The organism is Nocardiopsis ansamitocini (genome assembly GCF_030268225.1).
Taxonomy (GTDB): domain Bacteria; phylum Actinomycetota; class Actinomycetes; order Streptosporangiales; family Streptosporangiaceae; genus Nocardiopsis_D; species Nocardiopsis_D ansamitocini.
The window spans coordinates 13,175-35,071 of record NZ_BSQG01000009.1; the positions used below are offsets into that span (position 1 = coordinate 13,175).

Annotated in this window: 18 protein-coding genes and 1 riboswitch; of the genes, 8 read left to right on the forward strand and 10 right to left on the reverse strand. The window is 68.9% G+C overall.

Going from position 1 to position 21,897, the window contains the following annotated elements; genetic code table 11:
* Nucleotides 1-39 precede the first annotated feature (39 nt).
* The 4 genes from QSJ59_RS20170 to QSJ59_RS20185 all read right to left on the reverse strand — a co-directional run bounded on the left by QSJ59_RS20170 (nucleotide 40) and on the right by QSJ59_RS20185 (nucleotide 6,307).
* On the reverse strand, nucleotides 40-897 hold the full coding sequence (locus QSJ59_RS20170; protein ID WP_285761289.1) for an alpha/beta fold hydrolase: 858 nt from the start codon (nucleotides 895-897) through the stop codon (nucleotides 40-42).
* A gap of 261 nt (nucleotides 898-1,158) precedes the next feature.
* On the reverse strand, nucleotides 1,159-1,734 hold the full coding sequence (locus QSJ59_RS20175) for a putative glycolipid-binding domain-containing protein (protein ID WP_285761290.1): 576 nt from the start codon (nucleotides 1,732-1,734) through the stop codon (nucleotides 1,159-1,161).
* A gap of 897 nt (nucleotides 1,735-2,631) precedes the next feature.
* Entirely contained in the window at nucleotides 2,632-3,699 is a 1,068-nt protein-coding gene (locus QSJ59_RS20180; RefSeq protein ID WP_285761291.1) for a ribonucleotide-diphosphate reductase subunit beta, read from the reverse strand.
* A 106-nt stretch (nucleotides 3,700-3,805) separates the two neighbouring features.
* A complete protein-coding gene (locus QSJ59_RS20185; RefSeq protein ID WP_285761292.1) occupies nucleotides 3,806-6,307 on the reverse strand; it encodes a ribonucleoside-diphosphate reductase subunit alpha in 2,502 nt (833 codons plus the stop codon).
* Between the two features lie 137 nt (nucleotides 6,308-6,444).
* Nucleotides 6,445-6,667: riboswitch (cobalamin riboswitch) on the reverse strand.
* A 91-nt stretch (nucleotides 6,668-6,758) separates the two neighbouring features.
* On the opposite strand from QSJ59_RS20185, the gene QSJ59_RS20190 reads away from it, so the two are divergent.
* The gene (locus QSJ59_RS20190; protein ID WP_349497226.1) at nucleotides 6,759-7,382 is read left to right on the forward strand and encodes an HAD family hydrolase; all 624 of its coding nucleotides are present in this window, start codon (nucleotides 6,759-6,761) and stop codon (nucleotides 7,380-7,382) included.
* A gap of 230 nt (nucleotides 7,383-7,612) precedes the next feature.
* Here QSJ59_RS20190 and QSJ59_RS20195 read toward each other — a convergent pair whose 3' ends face one another.
* The 3 genes from QSJ59_RS20195 to QSJ59_RS20205 all read right to left on the reverse strand — a co-directional run bounded on the left by QSJ59_RS20195 (nucleotide 7,613) and on the right by QSJ59_RS20205 (nucleotide 13,188).
* Nucleotides 7,613-8,167 (reverse strand): hypothetical protein, encoded by a 555-nt coding sequence (locus QSJ59_RS20195; RefSeq protein WP_285761293.1) that lies wholly within the window; start codon nucleotides 8,165-8,167, stop codon nucleotides 7,613-7,615.
* 44 nt (nucleotides 8,168-8,211) lie between these two features.
* Nucleotides 8,212-9,873, reverse strand: coding sequence for an NYN domain-containing protein (locus QSJ59_RS20200; RefSeq protein WP_285761294.1), 1,662 nt, complete (start codon nucleotides 9,871-9,873; stop codon nucleotides 8,212-8,214).
* Nucleotides 9,874-10,377: 504 nt separating this feature from the next.
* Nucleotides 10,378-13,188, reverse strand: a complete 2,811-nt coding sequence (locus QSJ59_RS20205; RefSeq protein ID WP_285761295.1) for a sigma-70 family RNA polymerase sigma factor — start codon at nucleotides 13,186-13,188, stop codon at nucleotides 10,378-10,380.
* Nucleotides 13,189-13,497: 309 nt separating this feature from the next.
* On the opposite strand from QSJ59_RS20205, the gene QSJ59_RS20210 reads away from it, so the two are divergent.
* From QSJ59_RS20210 to QSJ59_RS20220, 3 genes are all read left to right on the forward strand, one after another.
* Nucleotides 13,498-14,247 carry a hypothetical protein gene (locus QSJ59_RS20210; RefSeq protein WP_285761296.1) on the forward strand — a complete coding sequence of 250 codons (750 nt, stop codon included), beginning with the start codon at nucleotides 13,498-13,500 and terminating at the stop codon, nucleotides 14,245-14,247.
* Between the two features lie 379 nt (nucleotides 14,248-14,626).
* Nucleotides 14,627-15,271: a TetR/AcrR family transcriptional regulator gene (locus QSJ59_RS20215; protein ID WP_285761297.1), complete on the forward strand. Its 645-nt coding sequence runs from the start codon at nucleotides 14,627-14,629 to the stop codon at nucleotides 15,269-15,271.
* A gap of 33 nt (nucleotides 15,272-15,304) precedes the next feature.
* Nucleotides 15,305-16,492, forward strand: coding sequence for an acyltransferase family protein (locus QSJ59_RS20220; RefSeq protein ID WP_285761298.1), 1,188 nt, complete (start codon nucleotides 15,305-15,307; stop codon nucleotides 16,490-16,492).
* An 84-nt stretch (nucleotides 16,493-16,576) separates the two neighbouring features.
* On the opposite strand, the gene QSJ59_RS20225 is transcribed toward QSJ59_RS20220, so the two are convergent.
* Both QSJ59_RS20225 and cutA read right to left on the reverse strand, forming a co-directional pair.
* Nucleotides 16,577-17,167: a hypothetical protein gene (locus tag QSJ59_RS20225; protein ID WP_285761299.1), complete on the reverse strand. Its 591-nt coding sequence runs from the start codon at nucleotides 17,165-17,167 to the stop codon at nucleotides 16,577-16,579.
* Nucleotides 17,164-17,508, reverse strand: a complete 345-nt coding sequence (gene cutA / locus QSJ59_RS20230) for a divalent-cation tolerance protein CutA (RefSeq protein ID WP_285761300.1) — start codon at nucleotides 17,506-17,508, stop codon at nucleotides 17,164-17,166. The genes QSJ59_RS20225 and cutA overlap by 4 nt, the downstream gene beginning before the upstream one ends.
* A 52-nt stretch (nucleotides 17,509-17,560) precedes the next feature.
* Between cutA and pyrE the strand changes: the two genes are divergently transcribed.
* Complete coding sequence (gene pyrE, locus QSJ59_RS20235) at nucleotides 17,561-18,094, forward strand: orotate phosphoribosyltransferase (RefSeq protein ID WP_285761301.1); 534 nt, start codon at nucleotides 17,561-17,563, stop codon at nucleotides 18,092-18,094.
* A gap of 70 nt (nucleotides 18,095-18,164) precedes the next feature.
* Here pyrE and QSJ59_RS20240 read toward each other — a convergent pair whose 3' ends face one another.
* On the reverse strand, nucleotides 18,165-18,548 hold the full coding sequence (locus QSJ59_RS20240; protein ID WP_285761423.1) for a DUF4115 domain-containing protein: 384 nt from the start codon (nucleotides 18,546-18,548) through the stop codon (nucleotides 18,165-18,167).
* A gap of 342 nt (nucleotides 18,549-18,890) precedes the next feature.
* Between QSJ59_RS20240 and fbaA the strand changes: the two genes are divergently transcribed.
* From fbaA to QSJ59_RS20255, 3 genes are all read left to right on the forward strand, one after another.
* Complete coding sequence (gene fbaA / locus QSJ59_RS20245; protein ID WP_285761302.1) at nucleotides 18,891-19,913, forward strand: class II fructose-bisphosphate aldolase; 1,023 nt, start codon at nucleotides 18,891-18,893, stop codon at nucleotides 19,911-19,913.
* A gap of 78 nt (nucleotides 19,914-19,991) precedes the next feature.
* Entirely contained in the window at nucleotides 19,992-20,420 is a 429-nt protein-coding gene (locus QSJ59_RS20250) for a DUF3151 domain-containing protein (RefSeq protein ID WP_285761303.1), read from the forward strand.
* A 157-nt stretch (nucleotides 20,421-20,577) separates the two neighbouring features.
* Nucleotides 20,578-21,861, forward strand: coding sequence for an adenylosuccinate synthase (locus QSJ59_RS20255; RefSeq protein WP_285761304.1), 1,284 nt, complete (start codon nucleotides 20,578-20,580; stop codon nucleotides 21,859-21,861).
* The last annotated feature ends 36 nt before the right edge of the window (nucleotides 21,862-21,897 follow it).

Below are 21,897 nucleotides of genomic sequence, written 5' to 3' on the forward strand. Positions count from 1 at the left end.
TCCGCACCCGAGGGCGGGCCGGGTGGCCGCCGTGCGGGCTCAGGCGCCGACAGTCGCCGGAACGGCCAAGGGGGCCATCGGCGGAAGGGGATGGCGCCGTTCCCGGACCGCTGCGCGCGTGGTCTCCAGAATGACCCCGGCCACAAGGTCGGGCCGATCCAGCATCGGCACGTGACCGCATCCCAGAAGGGTCACCAGCCGTGCGTAGCGGATGCGCTCCACGGCTCTGCGGGCCGCTCGCGGCGCCAGCACGCGGTCCTGGCGGCCCCACGCAATGGTGACCGGGCAGGAGAGCTCCTTCGGACCGAAGGAGTAGGTGGCGACTTCGGGTGCGAGCCGGGTGAACGGGGAACCGACCGCGATGGCCGTGGTGTCGAAGCGCGGTCCGGGGCCGGACGGCTCCGCCTCCTCACCGCGCAGCACCCGCCGGGCAATGGCGAGCGCGGGCGGAGTACCGGCAGCGGCGGCCAGCAACTGCCCGGGGAGGCGGGCGGCTCCCCACATCCCCAGGGTGAGGATCCGGTTGAACAGCCCTTCGCGCACCGTGGTGAACCCGATGGGGGAGAACGCGGTGACGGACGCGGCGAATCCGCGGGCCCCCAGTTCAAGCGCGATCGCCCCGCCGAGCGAGTTTCCGACCAGGTGGGGGCGCTCCACTCCTGCACGCTCGCAGAACTGGGCGACGGAGTCCACCAACCACCGGATGTCGTAGGGCTCCGCCCGACCGGGTGCCGAGGACTTCCCGAAGCCCGGGAGGTCGGGGGCGATGACATCGTGTTCGGCAGCCAGAGTGCGCAGCACCGGGTGCCACGCCTCCTTGCGATGGCCGAGCCCGTGCAGGAGGACCAGGGGCCTGCCCCGTCCCATACGGTCGTAGACGATGTGAGACATCTTCATGAAATCAAGGTGTACCCGATCAGAAGAATCGCCGCTGACCTGCACGACTATGAATCTTCTTGCACCGCAGATGACCGTCGCGAGGGAATTCGGGGCACAGGCGCGTCATGGTGGGCCGTCGACGCCCGACCGTCGGGGTCTTCGGCCCGCCGAAAAATTACCCGTCGCACGACGGTCACGCCGCTCGCTTCGTTCGGGACGTGCCGCGCGGGGAGGGCACTCCACCGGGTTGCGCGAAACGGCCCGGCTGCCGGCACACGGTCAGCGGATCCGACGTGCCAGGCGCTCGTAGTCGATGACGAGTCCGTGGTGGTCCACCGTGAACTCGTACGATCCGAAGTCGGTGTCGCTGTACTCGTAACGGTCCAGCCCTCCCGAAGGGGCGAGCCGGGTGTAGCGCTGGCGCATGCGCTGGACCCGAAGGGTCGGCACGTCGACCCAGGCGACGTTGATGTCACGGTACTGACCCGGGACCAGCCCCAACCGGCGGATGGGGAGGGTGTTGGTGAGCGGGGCGGCCGCCACGTCGACGTCCACGCATCCCTCCAGTTCGAGGACCCGTGCACCGTCCGCCCACCACTGGCCGGCGGTGCGGACGAGTTCCAGGGTGCGCACCCCGTCGTCGCTGATCGCGTCCACCCGGAGTTCACGGGTTACCCAGGCCAGATCCGTGCACACGGTATAGCGGCAGGAGAAACGCTCGTGGGCGTCCACTACGACCACCTCACTGGCCTCCAGGCGGAACCCGTGCGGCTCGGTGATGAGCGTTCCCACGCACAGTCCGGCGGACACGTCGAGCCGGGACCAGGCGGCGGGCAGCTCATTGGTGGAGGCCATAGCGACCGTTCTATCGGTACCGCCCCGTTGATGCCACACCAAGTGTCCGCTTCGTGACACGGCGACAGAAGTCCCAAAGCGACGAAAGCCTCACGACCTGGACATGGACGCGATAGCGGCCCGGAACGCGCACCAGTCGTTCCGGACCGCCTTTTTCCATGATCCGGCGGGACCGTCCCCGTCCGGGCCGCCACCCGTCCGGATTCCGATCGCACGGGACTCGAAGAAGCCTGCCGATCCCGCCCGCCTCGGGGCCTGGGCGCGAGCGGACCGCCGCGTGATGTCCCGGCGCGTCCGGCAGCCTCTCCCTGCTGGTGATTGTTCCCCATGAGGCGAAGCTGCCGTGCACGCCCCGCTGGCCGCGACACCATATTCCCGCGCGTTCCCGCGCCGGAGGGGACGGACAGCGCCTGGAAGCGCCTGGCGCACACCGACCGTGCGACCGCCCCGTGAAAGACGGTCTCACACCGACGAACGCGGCCTTCCCTATTTCTAATGAAAAAGCCAAGAAGTCATTATTTTTCACGGTATTTGGTAGCTCTTGGAGTTTCCCGGTCTCGTGGAGTCCCCCATGGCCTACCCGCCATTCCCACCTCCTCCGTCGCACAAGGCACCGATGTCGGCCGGCGCGAAAGTCGGAATCGGCTGCGGTGGAGTCGCCGCTGCTTTGTGCTCATGGTCGGCTGCGGGGCCGGTCTCGACATGACCTCCCCCGCACCGAGTGCGACCGTCACGGCAACGTCGACGCTGGGGACGGGCGCAACGGTCACCGCTACGGAGACCGTCGCCCGGACGGTGACGGGGCCGGCTGCGAATAAGAGCGCACGGGCCCGGCATCGCGTAAACGGCTGCGGCCCGCCACCTCGTGAAGAGGGACGGGCCGCAGCCGGGCGCACATCAGTCCCAGTCCAGACCGCCACCCGTCTGGTACTCGATCACGCGAGTCTCGAAGAAGTTCTTCTCCTTCTTCAGGTCCATCATCTCCGACATCCACGGGAACGGGTTCTCGGCCTGCCCGAAGATCGGGGCCAGGCCGATCTGCTCGGCGCGACGGTCGGTGATGAAGTGCATGTACTGCTCGCAGGACTCGGCGTTGAGACCGAGAATCCCGCGCGGCATGGTCTGCTTGCCGTAGGCGACCTCAAGAGCGCACGCCTCGGTGAGCATGGCGCGCACCTCGGCCTGGAACTCCTCGTTCCACAGGTGCGGGTTCTCGATCTTGATCTGGTTGATCACGTCGATACCGAAGTTCAGGTGGATCGACTCGTCGCGCAGGATGTACTGGTACTGCTCGGCGATGCCGACCATCTTGTTGCGGCGGCCCAACGAGAGGATCTGCGCGAAGCCGGTGTAGAACCACATGCCCTCGAACACCACGTAGAAGGCGACGAGGTCACGCAGGAACGCCTGGTCGGCCTCGGTCGTCCCGGTCGTGAAGTCGGGGTTCTCCAGGTTCTGGGTGTACTTGAGCGCCCACGCGTCCTTCTCGGTGATCGAAGGGACCTCGCGGTACATGTTGAACAGCTCGCCCTCGTCCAGGCCGAGGCTCTCGCAGATGTACTGGAAGGTGTGCGTGTGCACGGCCTCCTCGAACGCCTGACGCAGCAGGTACTGGCGGCACTCGGGGTTCGTGAGGTGGCGGTACACCGCGAGCACGATGTTGTTGGCGACCAGCGACTCGGCCGTGGCGAAGAAACCGAGATTGCGCTTGAGCATCAGCCGCTCGTCGGCGGTGAGGCCGTCGGCGGACTTCCACAGCGCGATGTCGGCCTGCATGGCCACCTCGGTGGGCATCCAGTGGTTGTTGCACCCGGAAAGGTACTTCTCCCAGGCCCAGCGGTACTTCAGCGGCAGCAGCTGGTTGACGTCGGCGCGCGAGTTGATCATCGCCTTGTCGGCGACGTCGACCCGGCCCGCGCCGGACTGGATCTCCCCGAGCCCGGTGGCGTCTGAGGTGGTGGTCATAATCGGCTCTCTTCCGCGTCTGTTCAAAGCCGGGGGGCGGTGCGCACCGTACGCGCGCACCGCCCCCGGCGATCGGTCGTCGAGGCCCCGGCACCGGGGGCCGGTACTACTGGCAGGCTTCGCACTCGGGGTCGTCGATGGAGCAGAACGAACCGGCGTCGGGGTCGATGTCGGGCACCGAGGCGGTTCCCGCCGCGGGAGCCGGAACCGGGGCGGGCGCCGGGGCGGCCGGGGCCGAGGAGGCGGAGACGGCGTTGAGCTTGCCGTCGGTCCCCTTCAGCGTGCTCTTCTCCACGTGCGTGGCGCTCTGCGAACGGAGGTAGTACGTGGTCTTGAGGCCCTTGCGCCAGGCACGACGGTACAGCTCGTCGAGCTTGCGACCGCTCGGAGCAGCCATGTAAAGGTTCAACGACTGGGCCTGGTCGATCCACTTCTGCCGCCGCGAGCCGGCGTCCACCAGCCAGGACGGGTCGATCTCGAAAGCCGTGGCGTAGAGCTCCTTGAGGTCGGCCGGGACACGGTCGATCGCACCGAGGCTGCCGTCGTAGAGCTTCAGCGCCGAGACCATGTCGTCGTCCCACAGTCCACGGTCCTTGAGGTCGCGGATCAGGTAGGGGTTGACCACGGTGAAGTCGCCGGACATGTTCGACTTCACGTAGAGGTTGCGGTAGATCGGCTCGATCGACTGGCCGACGCCGGTGATGTTGGCGATGGTCGCGGTCGGCGCGATGGCCATCACGTTGGAGTTGCGCATCCCGACGGTGCGCACCCGCTCGCGCAGGGCGTCCCAGTCGAGGCGCTGGGTGGTGTCCACCTCAAGGTCGCCGCGGCGCGCGTCGTCGAGCAGACGGAGCGAGTCGATGGGCAGGACGCCCTTGCTCCACAGCGATCCGTCGAAGGAAGCGTAGGAGCCGCGCTCCGCCGCGAGCTCCACGGAGGCCGAGATGGCGTGGTAGCTGATGAGCTCCATGCTCTCGTCGGCGAACTCCACGGCCGCGTCGGAGGACATCGGCAGCCGCAGCTCGAAGAGCGCGTCCTGGAAACCCATCAGGCCCAGGCCGACCGGGCGGTGACGCATGTTGGCGCGCTCGGCCTCGGGGATCGTGTAGAAGTTCACGTCGATCACGTTGTCGAGCATGCGCACCGCGGTGTGCACGGTCCGGCGCAGCCGCTCGGCGTCCAGCCCGTTGGGGCCGACGTGGTTGGCCAGGTTCACCGAGCCCAGGTTGCACACCGCGACCTCGTCGGCGCTGGTGTTCAGGGTGATCTCGGTGCACAGGTTGGAGGAGTGCACCACACCGGTGTGCTGCTGCGGGGAGCGCAGGTTGCACGGGTCCTTGAAGGTGATCCACGGGTGGCCGGTCTCGAACACCATGGTCAGCATGCGGCGCCACAGGTCGACCGCACGCACCCGGCGAAACACCTTGATCTCGCCGCGGTCGGCGGCGCGCTCGTAGGCGGCGTAACGGCGCGCGAACTCCTCGCCGTAGAGGTCGTGCAGGTCGGGGACCTCGTTGGGGGAGAACAGCGTCCACTGGGCGTCCATCTCGACCCGCTGCATGAACAGGTCGGGCACCCAGTTGGCGGTGTTCATGTCGTGCGTACGGCGCCGCTCGTCACCGGTGTTCTTGCGCAGGTCGAGGAACTCTTCGACGTCGATGTGCCAGGTCTCCAGGTAGGCGCAGACCGCGCCCTTGCGCTTTCCGCCCTGGTTGACCGCGACGGCGGTGTCGTTGGCGATCTTGAGGAACGGCACGACGCCCTGGCTCTGGCCGTTGGTGCCCTTGATGTGGGCGCCCATACCGCGCACGGGCGTCCAGTCGTTGCCCAGGCCGCCGGAGTACTTGGACAGCAGGGCGTTGTTGCTGATGCCGTGGAAGATCTGCTGGAGGTCGTCGCCCACCGTGGTGAGGAAGCAGGACGACAGCTGGGCGCGCGTGGTCCCGGAGTTGAACAGGGTCGGCGTGGAGCACATGAAGTCGAACGAGGACAGCAGCTCGTAGAACTCGATGGCACGGGCCTCGCGGTCGTCCTCCTTGAGCGACAGGCCCATGGCCACGCGCATGAAGAACGCCTGCGGGAGCTCGTAGCGGGTGCCGTCGTTGTGCAGGAAGTACCGGTCGTAGAGCGTCTGCATACCCAGGAACGTGAAGTCGAGGTCACGCTCGGGGTGCAGGGCCGCGCCGAGTCGGTCCAGGTCGAACGAGGCGAGCTCAGGAGTGAGCTGCTCCAGCTCGATGCCACGGCGCACGTACGCCTTGAGGTAGTCGGCGTAGCGTTCGGCCATCCCGGCCTGGGTGGCCTCGGCGAACTCGCCGTCGAGGAAGGTCAGGGCCTCGCGGCGCAGCTTGTCCAGCAGCAGGCGCGAACTCACGTAGGAGTAGTCGGGGTCGGTCTCCACGTAGGTGCGGGCCGCCATGACCAGGGCGAGCTCGGTCTCGGCCGCGCTGATTCCCGGATAGAGGTTGCGTCGCGTCTCGTTGATGACCGTCTCGGCGGTGACACCGCGCAGACCGGCACACGCCTCTCCGACGACGACCCGGATCCGCTCCATGGGGTCGGTGGCGGGCGAGTGCGATGCGGGCGCGATGTCCGTGTCGAGGGTCATGGTGGCTCCAACCAGGTAGACGACAACCGGTTGGGGTTTCGAGAGTCGGGGCGCGTACGACCAGGGGGCGCGACCTCGGCCACGGACCTCTCCCCTGATGCGCGGCGGCTTTCCCTCGGAGCCCCGTTCTGTGCGTTGGTTTAGGCGCACTGGTGGCAGGTATTCGGACTCGCGGGCACCGAGCGCGCAAGCACTCCGGCCTGTCGGCCGCCGCTTCCGGGGTTCTCCCCGAACCCGGAGCTCCGATGACGGCCCTGGTTCCCACTCACCGTTGTGGGACAGTCCCGGAATCACACCGAGTTCCCTCTTGCCCCACCAGGAACTCACTCCTCCTGGTGAACCACCAACGAGGGAAACCCTACAACAACCGGGACCCCATTTCCCTCAACATCTAGTGGGCTCTTCACCAAGTCAGCACCACATAGTGTGTTTCGGCTGTATGTCGCACGGCGTGTCGCGTTGCAGTGCCGAACTGGGTCCGGTGACCTGCCCACACATCTTCGACATGGACGGCACTCTGCTGCGCGGATCCACGGCGAGCCTGGAGACCTCCCGGGTGAACCGGACCGTAGCGGAGCTTACCGAGTTGGAACGCCTGTTCGTTTCGGGAGCCCTCGGTCCGCCCGGATTCGCCACCCGGCCGCCCGCCTTGTGGCGAGGGCTGACCATGGCGCAGGTGCGACAGGCATACGCCCGGAGCCCCTTCCTGACGGGGATCGCCGAGGTGTCCCCCGACTTCTCCGCCACGCTTCTTCTCGGCCACGGCTTCGACGAGGTCAGGGCCTCCGCTTTCCCCGCACCGCCGTTCACCGCCCCGGTGGTCGCGGAGAGCATCCTCACACCCGCTGACAAGGTCCGGCTCGCCGAGGAGGTCCGGTTGCGCGAGGGGATCGCCCTTGAGCGATGCGTGGCCCACGGCGACTCGATGAGCGACGTCCCGCTGTTTCGGCATTTCGGCACCACGGTGGCCGTCAACAGCGACCGGCACCTCACCGAGCAGGCCGATGCAGACTATCGGGGCACCAGCCTCCCGGGAGCCTGCGCACTGGGCAGGATGCTGCTCGATGCACGCTGAGCAGCACCGATGCCGAAAATTCCGAACTTTCTCGCCTGGCGTGTCCTGCGCAACGCCGCGACCCGGAGGCGAGACGACTCAGCAGGGTCTCGTCCGGACCGCGCCGACCAAGGCGTCGGTGGACGAAGCTCTCGAAGCCGGTGCCGACCGGCTGAGCATGGACGGACGCCTGCACGGCCGCCTCCCTCGACGGGCGGGGCCTCCGGCGGCACGGGGTCGGCCGTCGGGGATTACTCGTCGAGCATCCGGTCGAACTCGTCCTCGCGCAGCCCCAGATCCATGCGGATGCGAAACCTGATGCGCAGCAGTTCCATGAGCAGGTCGTGGACGTAGGGCGAGACGTCCTGGTGGCGGAACCGCCGCACCCCCAGGGTCGCCCACTCGTGCGCGCCCTCGAGGTCGTCGTGGGCGAGCAGGGTCTCGGCGATGTGGATGTAGGTGGGCAGGTTGCGCGCGCCCGAGGCGCTGAGGCGCTCCAGTTGGGCGTAGGCGTCATCGATCAGGTCGAGCTCCAACAGTGCCCCGCACAGCAGCGCCCTGGCGCCGATGATGGTGGGCCCGCCGTCGTCGATGGCGCGCTGGTAGGCAGCAGCCGCGCGTTCGGGCTCCTGTGCCATCTCCCACTGCTCTCCGGCGCGCACGAATAACTCGGCACGGCAGATTTCGCTGTCGGCCTCGACCTGGTTGGCGAGGTCGAGCAGTTCTCTGGCCACCGCTATGTGGTCGCCGGACTGCACGGCGCGGAACTCCAGCCGATCGAGGTCGGCAGTCGTCACGCGGGTCATCGCGGTCCTCCCTCGATCCTTGCCGGCGCCCAGGCCCCAGTCACTCACGCGCGGGAACGCTCCAAAGCATCCCAGAAGCCCTGGCGCAGGGCGTGTCGAACCTCGTCGCGCAACAGGAAGTCGATGGGAAGCGCAGACCCCTGGAGCAGTCGTGCCTCCAGGTCGGAGGGCATCCGTGGTTTGCGCGCCAGGACCGCCTCCAACCAGAGGATGGGGGCGTCACGCGCGATGGACTCGGCGAAGTCGCTGCCCTCTTTTGCCGCCAGGGCCACGGCCTCGTCGACGGTCCGGGTGGCCGAGGGGTCTTGCGGGGTGTAGCCGACCCTGGGCGTGGGGTTGGTGTAGGGCCCGTGCTGGATCCGCTCGGCTCGGCGGCGGGGGCCAGTAACCGGCTCGAAGCCTCCGGAGGCTCCGTGCGTATTCCGGTATCCGGGATCAGTTCCCGTACTGGCCCCAAAAGTAGGGTTTGGTCCGGTGTTACCCCCGTAACCGGGATTCTCACCGTTTCCGGAACCGAACCGGGGGTCCGGTGGCCCACCCCGCGTAGGCGGTGGGGCCTCGCGGTCGTATCCGCCGCCCATCATGGGTTCGCGGTGCCCGCTGGACTGGTGCTGACCGGCCTGCCCAGGCACGGGATAGCCCCCCTGCGGGGGCTGGTAGCCACCCGGCTGGCCGCCGCGCATGCCCTGCTGCGGGCCGGTGGACTGCCTGGGGGACATGCTGGGCTGCGGCCCCGTGCCGGAGCGCGCAGCGAGTCCGGGGTGCTCCCCGGTCGGCGGGCGTGCCGCGAGGCTGGGGTGCCCGCCGGTCTGCGACTGGGGCGGAACGCCGCCGGTCTGATAGCCGGACACGTCCACCGGGCCGGTGCGCGGCTCGATGCCGGAGGTGCCCTGAGGGGCGAGGTGGTCACCGGTGGCGCGCTGCTGGGCGATGGTCTGGCGCATGGCGCGCAACTGATCCATGGCGGTGCCCCCGGTGGCAGCCTGCTGCGCACCGGTCTGGGCGAACATGACATCGAGCTGGGCGTTTGCGGCCGGCTCGACCCGGGAGGCGCCCGCGTGCGCGGTGACCGGCTGCCGGGTGACCTGCCCCACACTGGGGCGCGATCTCCCGTTGGCCAGCGGTCCGGTGTGCGCGGCCGGCACGGTGTCGTCGGCGGGGCCTCCGGCGCCGGCAACCAGGTTGACGTGCGGACGCAGGTGCCCCGCACCGATCTCGATGAGGTCGTCGCACTCGCGGCGCAACGCACGGGAGATGGTCCAGTTGCCCTCGACCGAGATGTTGACGACGGTGACCCGCACGCCCAACTCCTGGATCTCGGCCACGATGGGGGCCATGTCCTCGTCGCCGCTGATGAGCACGGCATCGCACAGGTTTCCGCTGCGTGCCAGCGCGAGCATGTCGCGCTGGACGTAGGTCTCGACACCCTCCCTGCGACCGGGGCGGATACGGGCTGCGCGGAACTTCACGCCGGGGATGTCAGCGATGCCGTCCTGCTCCTGGGAGCGGCGGCCGTCGGCGGCCGCCTCATACCAGTAGCAACGCAGCAGCGGCAGTCCCGTGCGGTCGCGGGCGACCTCGTCGAGCAATTGGACGAGTCCCGCGTAGTCCCATGACACGGAATCGCGGTTGCGCGTCCCATGTACAGCCATCGCACCGTCGGCCAGGAGGTAGCCGGCGTCAACGAACAGAGCGCAGCGATCCACGCGACACCGCCCCTTCCTCGGTCTGGTCCCCGGGGGCTTGGGCCCGTGCCCGGGGTTCGTCCTGTCAGTCGGCATTCGGCCAAAGTCAGGCCGGGCCACAGCCTAGCCAAGTCTGTGCCGTTTTGTGTGCGACCCAGCACACTTAGCTCCTGTGAGCTAGGTAAAGAAAGAGGAACGAACCAGAGCCGAAATACCCTAGTGGTGCGGGATTGTAAGAAATTCTTCCTCGCCTTCTCCCGAGGTGCGGCTACGGGCGGTGTCCGAACGCACACGTCCCTTCGGGACCGAGGAACGTCTTTCCCTGGTCGGAGGCGGGTCGCGTACAAGCGGTCCGGAACCTGACGATTATCCGTGGACGCGGATCTGATGCACCAACGGTATTTCGCCTCCGACACGACGACTTCTCCGGATCGGACCGACACGCCCTGGGGCCACGGACAAGACAGCCGAAGGCGACCTCCCCCATAACGGCTGCGGAGCGCTCGGCAGTCGGACGCACGGGGTCTAGGGCCGGATGGCCGCGGTCACCGCCACGGCGCCGGCCAGGTAGGCGTCGCCCCGGGAGACCAGGCGCAGGACCGGTGACCGCGGCAACGGCGCCGAGAATCTGACGACGTCGGTGCCGAAGGTCAGCGGTGGCCCGACCGCACCGGTCGAGGAACTCGCGAAAGCGTTCGCCGGATCGCGGTCTCCGCCCTGCGGTGTCAGCGCTGCACCGTTGAGCAGAACCTGGTCACCGGCGATGCCCGCGTCCCCTTCGAAGGCCACCACGTCGATGTCGGCCTGCGCACCGGCCGGCAGGAGGCCGCTGAGCGGGAACTCCATCGTCTCTCCCTGGAACACCAGTGACGTGCCGTCCAGCACCATCGCCTGATTGACGGTGGCCGACGGGTCCTCCACGACCACTACGAGACTCCATCCCGCGTAGGCGGCATAGCCGGTTCGGGTGGGAACGTCGCCGACCCACCACTCACCGCCACCGTGACCGCGCACCAGCTCGGTGACGTCGGCGAACGCCTGGTAGGCCGCAAAGCCCGGGAAACGGACCGTGCCGACCTCCTCGGCCCGCACGGTGGTGAAGGAGTCCGCCCCGGGACCACGGACCTTCGCGCTGGGACTGTGCGGCGTACCGACCCCGGAGAAGTACAGCCCCGCCCAGCGGACGGAACCACCGGCCGGCAGATCCCAGACCGCCGAACTGGAGGAGGCGGTCGCACGGTCGTCGTCCAGGTCGAGGTGCTGCATGTCCCAGTGGTCGTTGTTGCGTCGGTCGCCCTCCCGCTGGAGGGCCCGTGCGCACGGGCCCTCCGGTTCCGGCAGGGGCCGGGCACTCGGCGTGGGCCCGGGTTCGGGCGTCGGCGCGGGGCCGGGTGCGGTGGTGGGGTCGGGTGTGGGCTCCACCTGCTGGGGGGCGGGGAGCGCTCCGGGCGCGGGGTCCGCGCCGTGGCCCGGGTCGGCCTTCCCGGGTTCGCCCTCGTCCTCACCACCGCCCTCGGGGCCGGTGGACGGGGACGGGGCGGCGTCCTCGACGAGGCCCCGAACCGGTGCAGGACGTTCGTCGGCGGGTGCGGGCGCAGTGCGCGGGAAGACGCCCCACGGCCAATCGGCCGACGCGGCCTCGTCGTCCTGATCGACACAGGTCATCAGGGAGTTGCCGACGGCGAGGCCGCGCACTCTGCCGGCCGCGGCGTACCGGGCGGCGCTCCCCGAGGGATCGACCCCGTTGGCTGCCTCCGCGGTCGCGGTCACTCGTCCCGAGCGCACCGAGACTCCGGGGCGACCGCCCTCGACAGCGCTGTTGGCCACGTCGACGTCGAGATAGGCGCTGCTGTCCGCCCCCGCGTCCAGAGCCGAACGCACGCACTCGGCTCCGGTCACCGTGGCGGTACAGCTCCATCCGTCCAGGACGGTCGGATCGGCGGGGTTGACGGGGAAGGCATTGCCCGCCCGCCCCGAGGAGACCAGGGTCACGCCCGCGGGAAGGGTGACGTCGGCGACGACGTCGTCGACGGTGGTCCCGCCCTCGTTGAGCACTCCGAGCACGACGATCCCGGGCCGACCGGGGACCAGCGCACCAACCGGGTCGATGTCGGCGACGAAGCGCGGAGGGCTCGGTTCGGACGGGGCCGAGGGGCCCACCGGAGGTCGGGGTCGGTCCGGTTCCTCGACGGGGTCCGGGGACGGCAGCGGCGGCTGGAGCACCACGGATTCCTCGGGTGCCGGCGGCGGTGCCCCAGCAGGTGACGGTGGAGCCGGGGCCGCCGGGGCGGGATCGCCTGGCGGGGGCGGGGCCGGGACATCGGGTACCGGTGGGTCGGCGGGCTCCTGGTCGGAGCGGGGCTGGGCGGGCGGCGCGGCGACCGGAGGCTGCGCGGGACTCGGCCGCACCTGCTCTTCGTTGCTGACCACGGCCAGAGCGGCGGACGCGGCGACCACGGCCACGGCGGTGCCCGCTGCCACGGCCTGCTGCTGACGTTTGGGCAACCGTCCCCACCACCCTCCCGCCAGCACCCCGCCGGGCAGTGCGGCGAGGTAGGCCGCCGCGGCCGGCCCCAGGACGAGCGGTGCCATGACTCCGCGCAGTGCGACGTTGACATCCATCAGTTCGGCATAGACGGCACGGCAGTCGGCGCACCCGTCCAGGTGGCGGTCCACTGTGGCGGTGTCGCGCTTGGCCAGGCCGCCGCGCACGTAGGCGCCGAGATGGTCCAGAGCAGGACGGCAGGACTCGGCGGGAGCCCCGCCCGCCAGGTGCATCTGCAAGTACGCCTGGCGCAGCCCTTCGCGTGCCCGGTAAGCCAGCGCGGCCACACTGTTGGCGCTCATTCCCAGGACCGCGGCGACCTCGGCGGGCTTTTCCCCTTCGATCTCGGTGTGCCACAGGACCGCCTGCCACCGCTCCGGCAGGGACGAGAAGGCCCGCGCGATCAACGAGCGCTCCAGACCGTCGAGCGCCGGGTCGACGAAGGGCTCGCCGCGGTCGAACGCCTCCATGTCGTCGGTGACGAACTGGCGCTTCTCACCGCGGAACCGGTCGTAGGCGGCGTTGCGCACGGCGGTGAGCAGATAGGGGCGGAACCCGTCCTCGGGGCCCCCGCCTCGCTGGACGACGCTGAGCACGCGGGCGAACGCCTCCGAGACGGTGTCGTCCACCTCGGATTCGCCGCGCACCAGTTGGCGTGCCAGGCCCCGCGCGGAACCGGCGTGACGCTCGTAGAGCGCGGCGTAAGCCTCCGTGTCACCGCCTCGAACAGCAGCTATGAGCTGATTGTCACCAATGGCCGACTCAACGTGATCGTTCAACGCGTCAGTCATGCCCCGTACCCCTTCGGCGGCAACGTCCGCTGCCGGTCACATCGTGGATTGCGGGCGCACGCCCCCTCGGGAGGGGCGCGGCGCCGGGCCGCGGCGGCGTGCCCGGAACCGCCGTGGGTCGGCTGCTCCCGGTAACCGCGCGGGCCAGGTGGTTCGAAAAGTGCGTCCGAAAGAAAATATCCCGTATCTCGCGTCATAGCCGCCACCGATCTCCGTGTTTAGGGGTGAAGGCGTTCGGACGGGCCCGTATGCGTCGGGGGCAGGGCCCGTCCGAACCCCTCATCGGACCGTCAGGATCAGGAGGCAGGCATGGAGGGTTCCGGCACGGAGGGCCCGAACCTGGTGGGCCACGCGGACGCGGGCACCACCGGGAGACTGCGCGCGCTCTGGTGCCGTCGCAGTCGCCAAACCGGTTGGGAGCCGCCCGACGACTGGTGGACGCCCGCGGTGGACTCCGTGTGCCGGGCGGCGGAGACCGGAAACGGTCTGGTGGAAGCGTGCACGCGCTTCGGCCGGGCACGCGCCCGCTCCGGAGTGGGCGTCGGCGCGGCACTGGACGACTTCCTCGCCCTCGGCGACGTGCTGCGCTGGCCCAGACCTCCGGCTTCCTTGGTGAAAGCCCTGGTGGAGGGATGGGTCGACGGGGGCCGGTCCAGCGACGACTGCCTGGACCCGCTGACCGGGCTGACCACCATGGCCTACCTGCGGACCAGGTTGGGCGAGTTGTATCGGAGCACCGCCCCGGAGCTGACCCACCGCCTGCTGATCATCGGACTGGAGGCGGGGATCGATCCGTGGCGGCGGACCGCGCGGCTGATCATGCTGGGGCACGAGATGCGGCGCCGTTTTCCGCGGGGGGAAACGTTGTCGCTGCTGAGCCGTACCCGGATCGGAGTGCTCGCCCCCACCGGCCCCGATCTCGACGCGCATGTCCGCGTCCTGCGCGTCGAGCTGTCGCGTGCGCACGGGGCGGAGCTCTGGAGCGTCCCAATGCCCCCGACCCACTCGGAGGCACTGTCTTTCCTCGATGACGTGGGGAAACCCCCCATGCTCAGATAACCGACCCCCCTACGCCGTCGATGTCGTGCGGTCCCGCAGAGGGGGCGGGACCCGGCGTCGGCGGCCCGGCCGGTCCAGGCGTACCCCGCAGAGGGGACGGGGGCCTGGACCGGTCCCGATGGAAACGCCGCCGAGGCGGTAGCAGCGGTCTTCTGGCCCGGCTCATCAGGGCGGCCGCTCGCCCGATCGGCGTTTCCCATGGCACCGGGCGGTGTGGGGACACCGCCCGGTGCCCGTGTCGGAGTGCGCCCGCGAAGGGGAGTGCGGGCGCGCTCCGACAACCACCACGCTCACAGCCCCCACTCCGGCCGGGGGTGGTTCAGGGACGCATACAGGTAAACCCTGATTGCCTTTCGACCCGGCGTGTTAAATTCTGGCCATGTGGCCAGAAAATAATTCAGACGGTCAGGAAACTCCTCCTCGGCGTTCATTCATCGAAGAGGCCCGGAGGGCGCAGATCATCGGAGCCGCCATCACCACCATCGCCGAGACGGGGTTCGACGCGGCATCGCTGGCGCAGATCGCCGCGCGGGCGGGGATCAGCAAAGGCGTCATCTCCTACCATTTCGCCGGAAAGGACGAACTGATGGAGCAGGTAGTGACCCAGGTCTACACCTCCGTCACCGAGTCCACGCTGCCGCGGGTCCTGGAACAGGAAAGCGCAATCGCGATGCTGCGCACGCACATCCTGACCATCGCCGCGTACATGCGCGACCATCGCGAGCAGTTGATGGCCCTGCGGGAGATCTTCACCAAATTCCGCACCCCCGAGGGTCGCCCCCATTACGGGATCACGGCCAATGAAGGGATCTACGAGGCCCTGGAAGGTCTTTACCGCGCGGGCCAGGACAGCGGCGAGTTCCGCCCGTTCGACACCAGGGTGATGGCGGTCAGCCAGCAGGCCGGCATCGACAGCATGTTCGACTACTGGGCCACACACCCCGACCACGACCTGGACATACACGCCCGCGAACTGGCCGACCTGTTCGAGTACGCGGTCCGCCCGCAGTCGCCCGGCCCCTGACCGGTCCCCAGCAGAACGGAAAGGTCCTCCCCCATGACCGAACAGATCGAGCCGACAAAGGACGCCGCTCGCGCGGACGCCGCCCCTGCTCCACCCGAACGACTGTTCTTCGTCGACAACCTGCGCATCCTGCTGACGGTGCTGGTGGTCCTGCACCACGTCGCCGTCACCTACGGAAACATCGGATTCTGGTTCTACGCCGAGCCCGCACAGGACCCCTCCGGTACGGCGCTGGACGTACTGGTGATAGTGAACCAGGCATTCTTCATGGGGTTCTTCTTCATGATCTCGGCCTACTTCGTCCCCGGTTCGCACGACCGGAGGGGGACCAGGGCCTTCGTGCGCGAGCGGCTGATCCGGCTGGGCATCCCGCTTTTGCTCTTCCTCCTGCTGCTGCGTCCCCTCCTCATGATGGGGGTCTACCCGATGGTCCAGGAGATGGCGGCGGCGGAAGGCGCGGAGATGCCCTTCTGGCTGTTCTACATCGTCACCTGGAACCCGGGGCCGCTGTGGTTCGTGGAGGTGCTCCTGGTGTTCTCCTTCGGCTATGTGCTCGTGCGGCGCTTCAGGAGAAACCGGTCCACCACCCCGGCGACCGCTGCCCCCTCCCCCCGGCCCGAAAGACTGCCCGGCCCGTGGTCGGTGGTCGGTTTCGTCGCCGGACTCGCGCTGTTCACCTACGTGTGGCGCATCGTGGCACCTGCGCAGTACTGGCCGGTGGTCGGCCTGCCCAGCGCGCAGTACCTGCCGCAGTACGTCACGCTGTTCGTGGTCGGCCTGATCGCCTTCCGCCAGGACTGGTTCCGACGGGTCCCCCGCTCAGCGGGATGGGCCGGTTTCGCCGTGGCCGCCGTCGCGCTTGCCGGGTACCTCGGCCTGCTCTCGCTCCTGGGCGACGCGGCGACCCAGCCCGCGAGCTGGCAGACGCTCGTCCGCATCACCGTCGAGGGCGCCTTCACCACGGGGGTGATCCTGGGGTTGGTCGTGCTGTTCCGCGAGTACTTCAACCGCCAGGGACGGTTGGCCCGCTTCCTCACCGAGAACGCCTTCGCCGTGTTCGTCTTCCACCCGCTGGTGTTGGTCGGACTCGGTTACGCGTTCGGCGGATGGCAGGCGATCGCCGTCGCGAAGTTCGCCGTGGTCGGCCTGCTGGCTCTTCCGTTGTGCTGGGCGCTGGGCGCCCTCGTTCGGTCGCTGCCCTACGCCAAACGGGTGTTCTGACTCCGGACCCCGCTGGTCATGGCCTTTTGTGCCCCGGACCCGCGTGTTCGGGGCACAAAAGGCCGGACCGGCGCGGACGGGGGCTCAGAGCTCGGCGACCAGGGCGAGCAGTTCGCCGGCAAGAGGTCGGCCGGCGGCCTCCCGAACCGGCCAACCGCGCAAGGCGGCCAGATGGGCCGAGTGCGCATAGCGCTCGGCGGTACGCAGGTAGCCACAGGGGGCGTCGGGCCAGTCGTGCGCGGACGGCAGCGGCTCGGTGAAGAACTCCGGAGGACGAGGACGTTCCGGAGAGGCCGTCTCGACGTGGAGTTGGGCGGTGGCCAACTCGGCCCTGGTCGCCGCTCCCGGCTGCGGGAGCAGGGCGTCGACCAGCACATAACCCGCGATCTGGCGGTGCGCTGCCCGCTGTGCGGCCGCGACCAGGGGCAGCAGTGGCCCTGCGGCGCCTGCGGCGACCAGCAGGACCGGTCCGGCCGGCTCGGCAGCCGCGATCTCCAGAGCGGCACGGGCCACGTAGCGGGCCGCGAACGGGGGACGGTCGTCGTCGGTGATCTCCGCGATCAGGGTCTGGGCTCCGAGGTCGGCGAGGTCGCGCGGCAATTCCGCCCAGTCCGCCGCATCACCCAGGGGGCTGTGGAGCAATACCAGGAGTCCGGGTGCCTCGTAGCCGCTCACTCCTCGCCCCGGGTGCTCTCGGCTACCCAGTCCAGGTACTCGGGGTGACCGCCTTCGATGGGCACGGCGATGATCTCCGGCACATCGTAGGAGTGGTGGTCGGCGAGGTACGCGGTGAGCTCGGCGAAGCGGCCACCCGTGGTCTTGAGGACCAGGCGCCACTCCTCTTCGGCCTGGATCTGACCGGCCCAGCGGTAGACGCTGGTGATGGGGCCGCTGATCTGGGCACAGGCGGCCAGCCGCGCCGCGACGACACCGTCGGCCAGACGGCGGGCCTCGTCCCGGCTGCCCGCCGCGACCTCCACGCGCAGGTAATCGTCGCCACCGTCGCCAAACGCCATTGGTGCCTCCTCGGCTGCTCAGGGGTGACCGGCACGTCCTAGGCTCGGTCCCATGAGCGACCGCGACGATCTCCTTCGACAGATCAACGATAAAGCCGTGGTGCACGGCAAAGTGACCCTCTCCTCCGGCCGCGAGGCCGACTACTACGTGGACCTGCGTCGGATCACGCTGGACGGCGAAAGCGCGCCGCTGGTGGGGCGGGTACTGCTGGAGGCCACAGCGGACCTGGACTACGACGCCGTGGGCGGTCTGACCCTGGGTGCCGACCCGGTGGCAGCCGCCATGCTGCACGCCTCTGCCGCGCGCGGACGCCGTCTCGACGCCTTCGTGGTGCGCAAGGCCGGGAAGGCGCACGGTCTCCAGCGCCGCGTGGAGGGCCCGGACGTCAGGGGGCGGCGAGTCCTCGCGGTGGAGGACACCTCGACCACCGGGGGATCGGTGCTGGCCGCGGTCGAGGCGTTGCGCGAGGCCGGGGCCGAGGTCGTCGGCGTGGCGGTCATCGTCGACCGGGGCGCGCGGGACGCGGTTGTCGCCGAGGGTCTGGAGTACCGCACCGCTTACACGGCCGAGGATCTGGACATCTAGTCGGGGCAGGGCAGGAAGCCGCCCCCGCTCTTCGCGCGGGGGCGGTCAAGGTCTGGTCGGCCGGAGCGGCTCACGCCTCCACGGCGGTGAAGGTGTAGTCGGGGGCCTCCCCACTCACGTCTTTGGGCCTGCCGTTCACATAGACCTCCACCGCGGCCGGGTCACCGATGGTGACGTCCAGGCGCGGTCGGGCATATGTGACGTGCTGGCCCTTGGTCATGGTCGTGTCCGTGAGCACCTCGCCGCCCGGTACCCGTACGAGTACCTCGCTGGCCTCGCCGACCACCCGGATGTAGAGCACCTGCATGTCGCCGATATCCGTCTTGGTGGTGGCGAGGGCACTCGACTCGTTGGGCACTACGCGGTCTCCATTGCCCGGAAGTGAGCGATAGAAGAAGTAGCCGCCGAGCGCGACGAGGGTGATCAACAGCACGACCGCTCCGACGATGGCCAATACCTGGCCAACGCCCCGCGGATCATTGCGATGTCGTCCCACGGTGCTGAATGTAGCGTGAATCACCCATAACAATCGACGGTGGGCTGACTCACTTCACTTTGAGCAGCTTTATGACTACCCAGGGCAAACATACGCTTACGGGCTGCACCGAACCCGACTGGACCGCCCGGATTGCGCAGCGGCACCGATCAGGGCATTTTGGTCTAGACCTTTCGCGGGGCCGCGGTCTTCGCAATACTTACTCGGTAACCCGATCGAAATCCGCCGTGGAAGACTCGGTGTCGCGGACCATCGCGACCGGGTCCCACAACACTCCAGGCCAATCAGGGAGTCATCACCATGCCTATCGCCACGCCAGAGGTCTACACCGAGATGCTGGGCCGAGCGAAGTCCCAGGGCTTCGCCTACCCGGCGATCAACGTGTCGTCGAGCCAGACCTTGCACGCGGCGCTGCGCGGCTTCGCCGAGGCCGAGAGCGACGGCATCATCCAGGTGTCCACCGGCGGCGCGGAGTACCTCTCCGGCTCGACCGTGAAGGACATGGTCAGCGGCTCGGTGGCGTTCGCCGAGTTCGCCCGCGTGGTGGCCGCCAAGTACCCGGTGAACATCGCGCTGCACACCGACCACTGCCCCAAGAACAAGCTGGACGGGTTCGTGCGCCCCCTTCTGGAGATCTCCAAGGAGCGCGTGGCCAAGGGCCAGGAGCCGCTGTTCCAGTCGCACATGTGGGACGGTTCCGCGGTCGAGCTGGAGGAGAACCTGCAGATCGCCGAGGAGCTGCTCGCCGCTTCCAAGGCCGCGCGGACGATCCTGGAGATCGAGGTGGGCGTGGTCGGCGGCGAGGAGGACGGCATCGTCGGCGAGATCAACGAGAAGCTCTACACCGCTCCGGGTGACGCCCTGCGCACCGCCGAGGTCCTCGGCCTGGGCGAGAAGGGCTACTACATGACGGCCCTGACCTTCGGCAACGTGCACGGCGCCTACAAGCCCGGCTTCGTGAAGCTGCGCCCCTCCGTCCTGAAGGAAGCCCAGGACGCGGTCGCCGCCAAGTACGGCAAGGACCGCCCCTTCGACTTCGTCTTCCACGGTGGCTCCGGCTCCACCCAGGAAGAGGTCACCGAGGCGCTGAGCTACGGCGTGGTGAAGATGAACGTCGACACCGACACGCAGTACGCCTTCACCCGCCCGATCGTCGACCACGTCCTGCGCAACTACGACGGCGTGCTCAAGGTCGACGGCGAGATCGGCAGCAAGAAGGCCTACGACCCGCGCGCCTACGGCAAGGCCGCCGAGGCCGGCATGGCCGCCCGCGTCGTCGAGGCCGCCCAGTGGCTGAAGTCCGCGGGCAACCAGATGAAGTAGGGACCCGCTCCCCACGAACCCCCGGCCGATCGGCCGGGGGTTTTCGCGTTGCCGGGCGCGGACGGGCAGGATGGGGTCATGGACCTGCATCAGAACCTGCTCGGCGGACCGCCCCCCACCGAGCTCCCCGACCACCCGACCGCACGCGAGGCGCTGGCCGCTTCCGCAGACCCCGCGCCGGTGGCAGCCCGGTTCCCCGAGTACTCCGCCGCCTGGGCGGCCCTTGCCGAGCGTGCCTACGAGGCCGGTGACGACGTCGCCACCTACGCCTATGCGCGCACCGGCTACCACCGCGGTCTCGACCAGTTGCGCCGTTCGGGCTGGAAGGGCCACGGCCCCGTCCCGTGGCAGCACGAGCCCAATCGCGGCTTCCTGCGTTCGCTGTACTTCCTCGGCAAGGCCGCCGAGGGGATCGAGGAGACCGAGGAAGCCCAGCGCTGCGCGACCTTCCTGCAGGACAGCAGCGAAGAGGCCGCCGCGGTGCTCAACGGACGCCCGAACGGCTGAAGCAGCACTTAACGTGCGCGGACCGTTCGTGTAGCCTCTAGACGCAAGGGCCCCTGTCGTTTCTTGCGCCAGGGGCTTCATGCTGCCCGGGATACACCGCGAGCGGCCCGTCCCCGGTCTGATCCGAAGAATGAAGAGAATGAAGAGGTAGACGGCGATGCCGGCGATCACGCTCGTTGGAGCCCAGTGGGGTGACGAGGGTAAAGGCAAGGCGACCGACCTTGTCGGTTCCCGCGTTGACTACGTAGTGCGTTACCAGGGCGGCAACAACGCCGGCCACACGGTCGTCATCGGCGACCAGAAGTACGCGCTGCATCTGCTGCCCTCGGGCATTCTGTCGCCCGAGGTGGTACCGGTGATCGCCAACGGCGTCGTCATCGACCCGGGTGTGCTGTTCGAGGAGCTCAACGGCCTCAACGAGCGCGGCGTGGACACCTCGCGCCTGTTGATCTCGGCGAACGCGCACCTGATCATGCCCTACCACCGGGCACTGGACAAGGTCAGCGAGCGCTTCCTCGGCAAGGGCAAGATCGGCACCACCGGTCGCGGCATCGGCCCCACCTACGCCGACAAGATCTCGCGCGCCGGTGTGCGGGTGCAGGACATGTTCGACGAGGGCATCCTGCGCAAGAAGCTCGAACTGGCGCTGCACGAGAAGAACCAGATCCTGACCAAGGTGTTCAACCGCCGTGGCCTGGACCTCGACATCATCCTCAACGAGTACCTCGGCTACGCCGAACTGCTGCGCCCCTACGTGGCCGACACCAGCCTGGTCCTCAACAAGGCGCTGGACGAGGGCAAGACGGTCTACCTGGAGGGCTCCCAGGGCACGCTGCTGGACATCGACCACGGGACCTACCCGTTCGTCACCTCCTCCTCGCCCACTGCGGGCGGCGCGTCGTCCGGCTCGGGCATCGGCCCCACCCGCATCACCAAGGTCGTGGGCATCCTGAAGGCCTACACCACCCGTGTGGGTTCGGGCCCCTTCCCCACCGAACTGGAGGACGAGTGGGGCCAGTGGCTGCGCACCCAGGGCCACGAGTACGGGGTGACCACCGGACGCAACCGCCGCTGCGGTTGGTTCGACGCCCCCATCGCCCGGTACGCCACCCGGGTCAACGGCATCACCGACTTCTTCCTCACCAAGCTCGACGTGCTCTCCGGCCTGGAGCGCATCCCGGTCTGCGTGGGCTATGACGTTGACGGCACCCGTCACGACGAGATCCCGATGACGCAGACCGACTTCCACCACGCACAGCCGGTCTACGAACACTTCGAGGGCTGGAACGACGACATCACCAACGTCCGGTCGTTCGAGGAGCTCCCCAAGGCCGCGCAGAACTACGTGCGCGCCCTGGAGGAGATGTCGGGCGCCCCGATCTCGGCCATCGGCGTCGGCCCCGGCCGCGACCAGACCCTGGAACTGCGCTCCCTGGTGTAGTCCGCACGGCGGTGCGGTGCCCTGGCACCGCACCGC

Excerpts from the sequence above, each read along its gene's own strand:
- QSJ59_RS20170 (WP_285761289.1), bottom strand. The coding sequence starts at position 897 with ATGAAGATGTCTCACATCGTCTACGACCGTATGGGACGGGGCAGGCCC.
- QSJ59_RS20175 (WP_285761290.1), bottom strand. The coding sequence starts at position 1,734 with ATGGCCTCCACCAATGAGCTGCCCGCCGCCTGGTCCCGGCTCGACGTG.
- QSJ59_RS20180 (WP_285761291.1), bottom strand. The coding sequence starts at position 3,699 with ATGACCACCACCTCAGACGCCACCGGGCTCGGGGAGATCCAGTCCGGC.
- QSJ59_RS20185 (WP_285761292.1), bottom strand. The coding sequence starts at position 6,307 with ATGACCCTCGACACGGACATCGCGCCCGCATCGCACTCGCCCGCCACC.
- QSJ59_RS20195 (WP_285761293.1), bottom strand. The coding sequence starts at position 8,167 with ATGACCCGCGTGACGACTGCCGACCTCGATCGGCTGGAGTTCCGCGCC.
- QSJ59_RS20205 (WP_285761295.1), bottom strand. The coding sequence starts at position 13,188 with ATGACTGACGCGTTGAACGATCACGTTGAGTCGGCCATTGGTGACAAT.
- QSJ59_RS20210 (WP_285761296.1), top strand. The coding sequence starts at position 13,498 with ATGGAGGGTTCCGGCACGGAGGGCCCGAACCTGGTGGGCCACGCGGAC.
- QSJ59_RS20215 (WP_285761297.1), top strand. The coding sequence starts at position 14,627 with ATGTGGCCAGAAAATAATTCAGACGGTCAGGAAACTCCTCCTCGGCGT.
- QSJ59_RS20220 (WP_285761298.1), top strand. The coding sequence starts at position 15,305 with ATGACCGAACAGATCGAGCCGACAAAGGACGCCGCTCGCGCGGACGCC.
- cutA (WP_285761300.1), bottom strand. The coding sequence starts at position 17,508 with ATGGCGTTTGGCGACGGTGGCGACGATTACCTGCGCGTGGAGGTCGCG.
- pyrE (WP_285761301.1), top strand. The coding sequence starts at position 17,561 with ATGAGCGACCGCGACGATCTCCTTCGACAGATCAACGATAAAGCCGTG.
- fbaA (WP_285761302.1), top strand. The coding sequence starts at position 18,891 with ATGCCTATCGCCACGCCAGAGGTCTACACCGAGATGCTGGGCCGAGCG.
- QSJ59_RS20250 (WP_285761303.1), top strand. The coding sequence starts at position 19,992 with ATGGACCTGCATCAGAACCTGCTCGGCGGACCGCCCCCCACCGAGCTC.
- QSJ59_RS20255 (WP_285761304.1), top strand. The coding sequence starts at position 20,578 with ATGCCGGCGATCACGCTCGTTGGAGCCCAGTGGGGTGACGAGGGTAAA.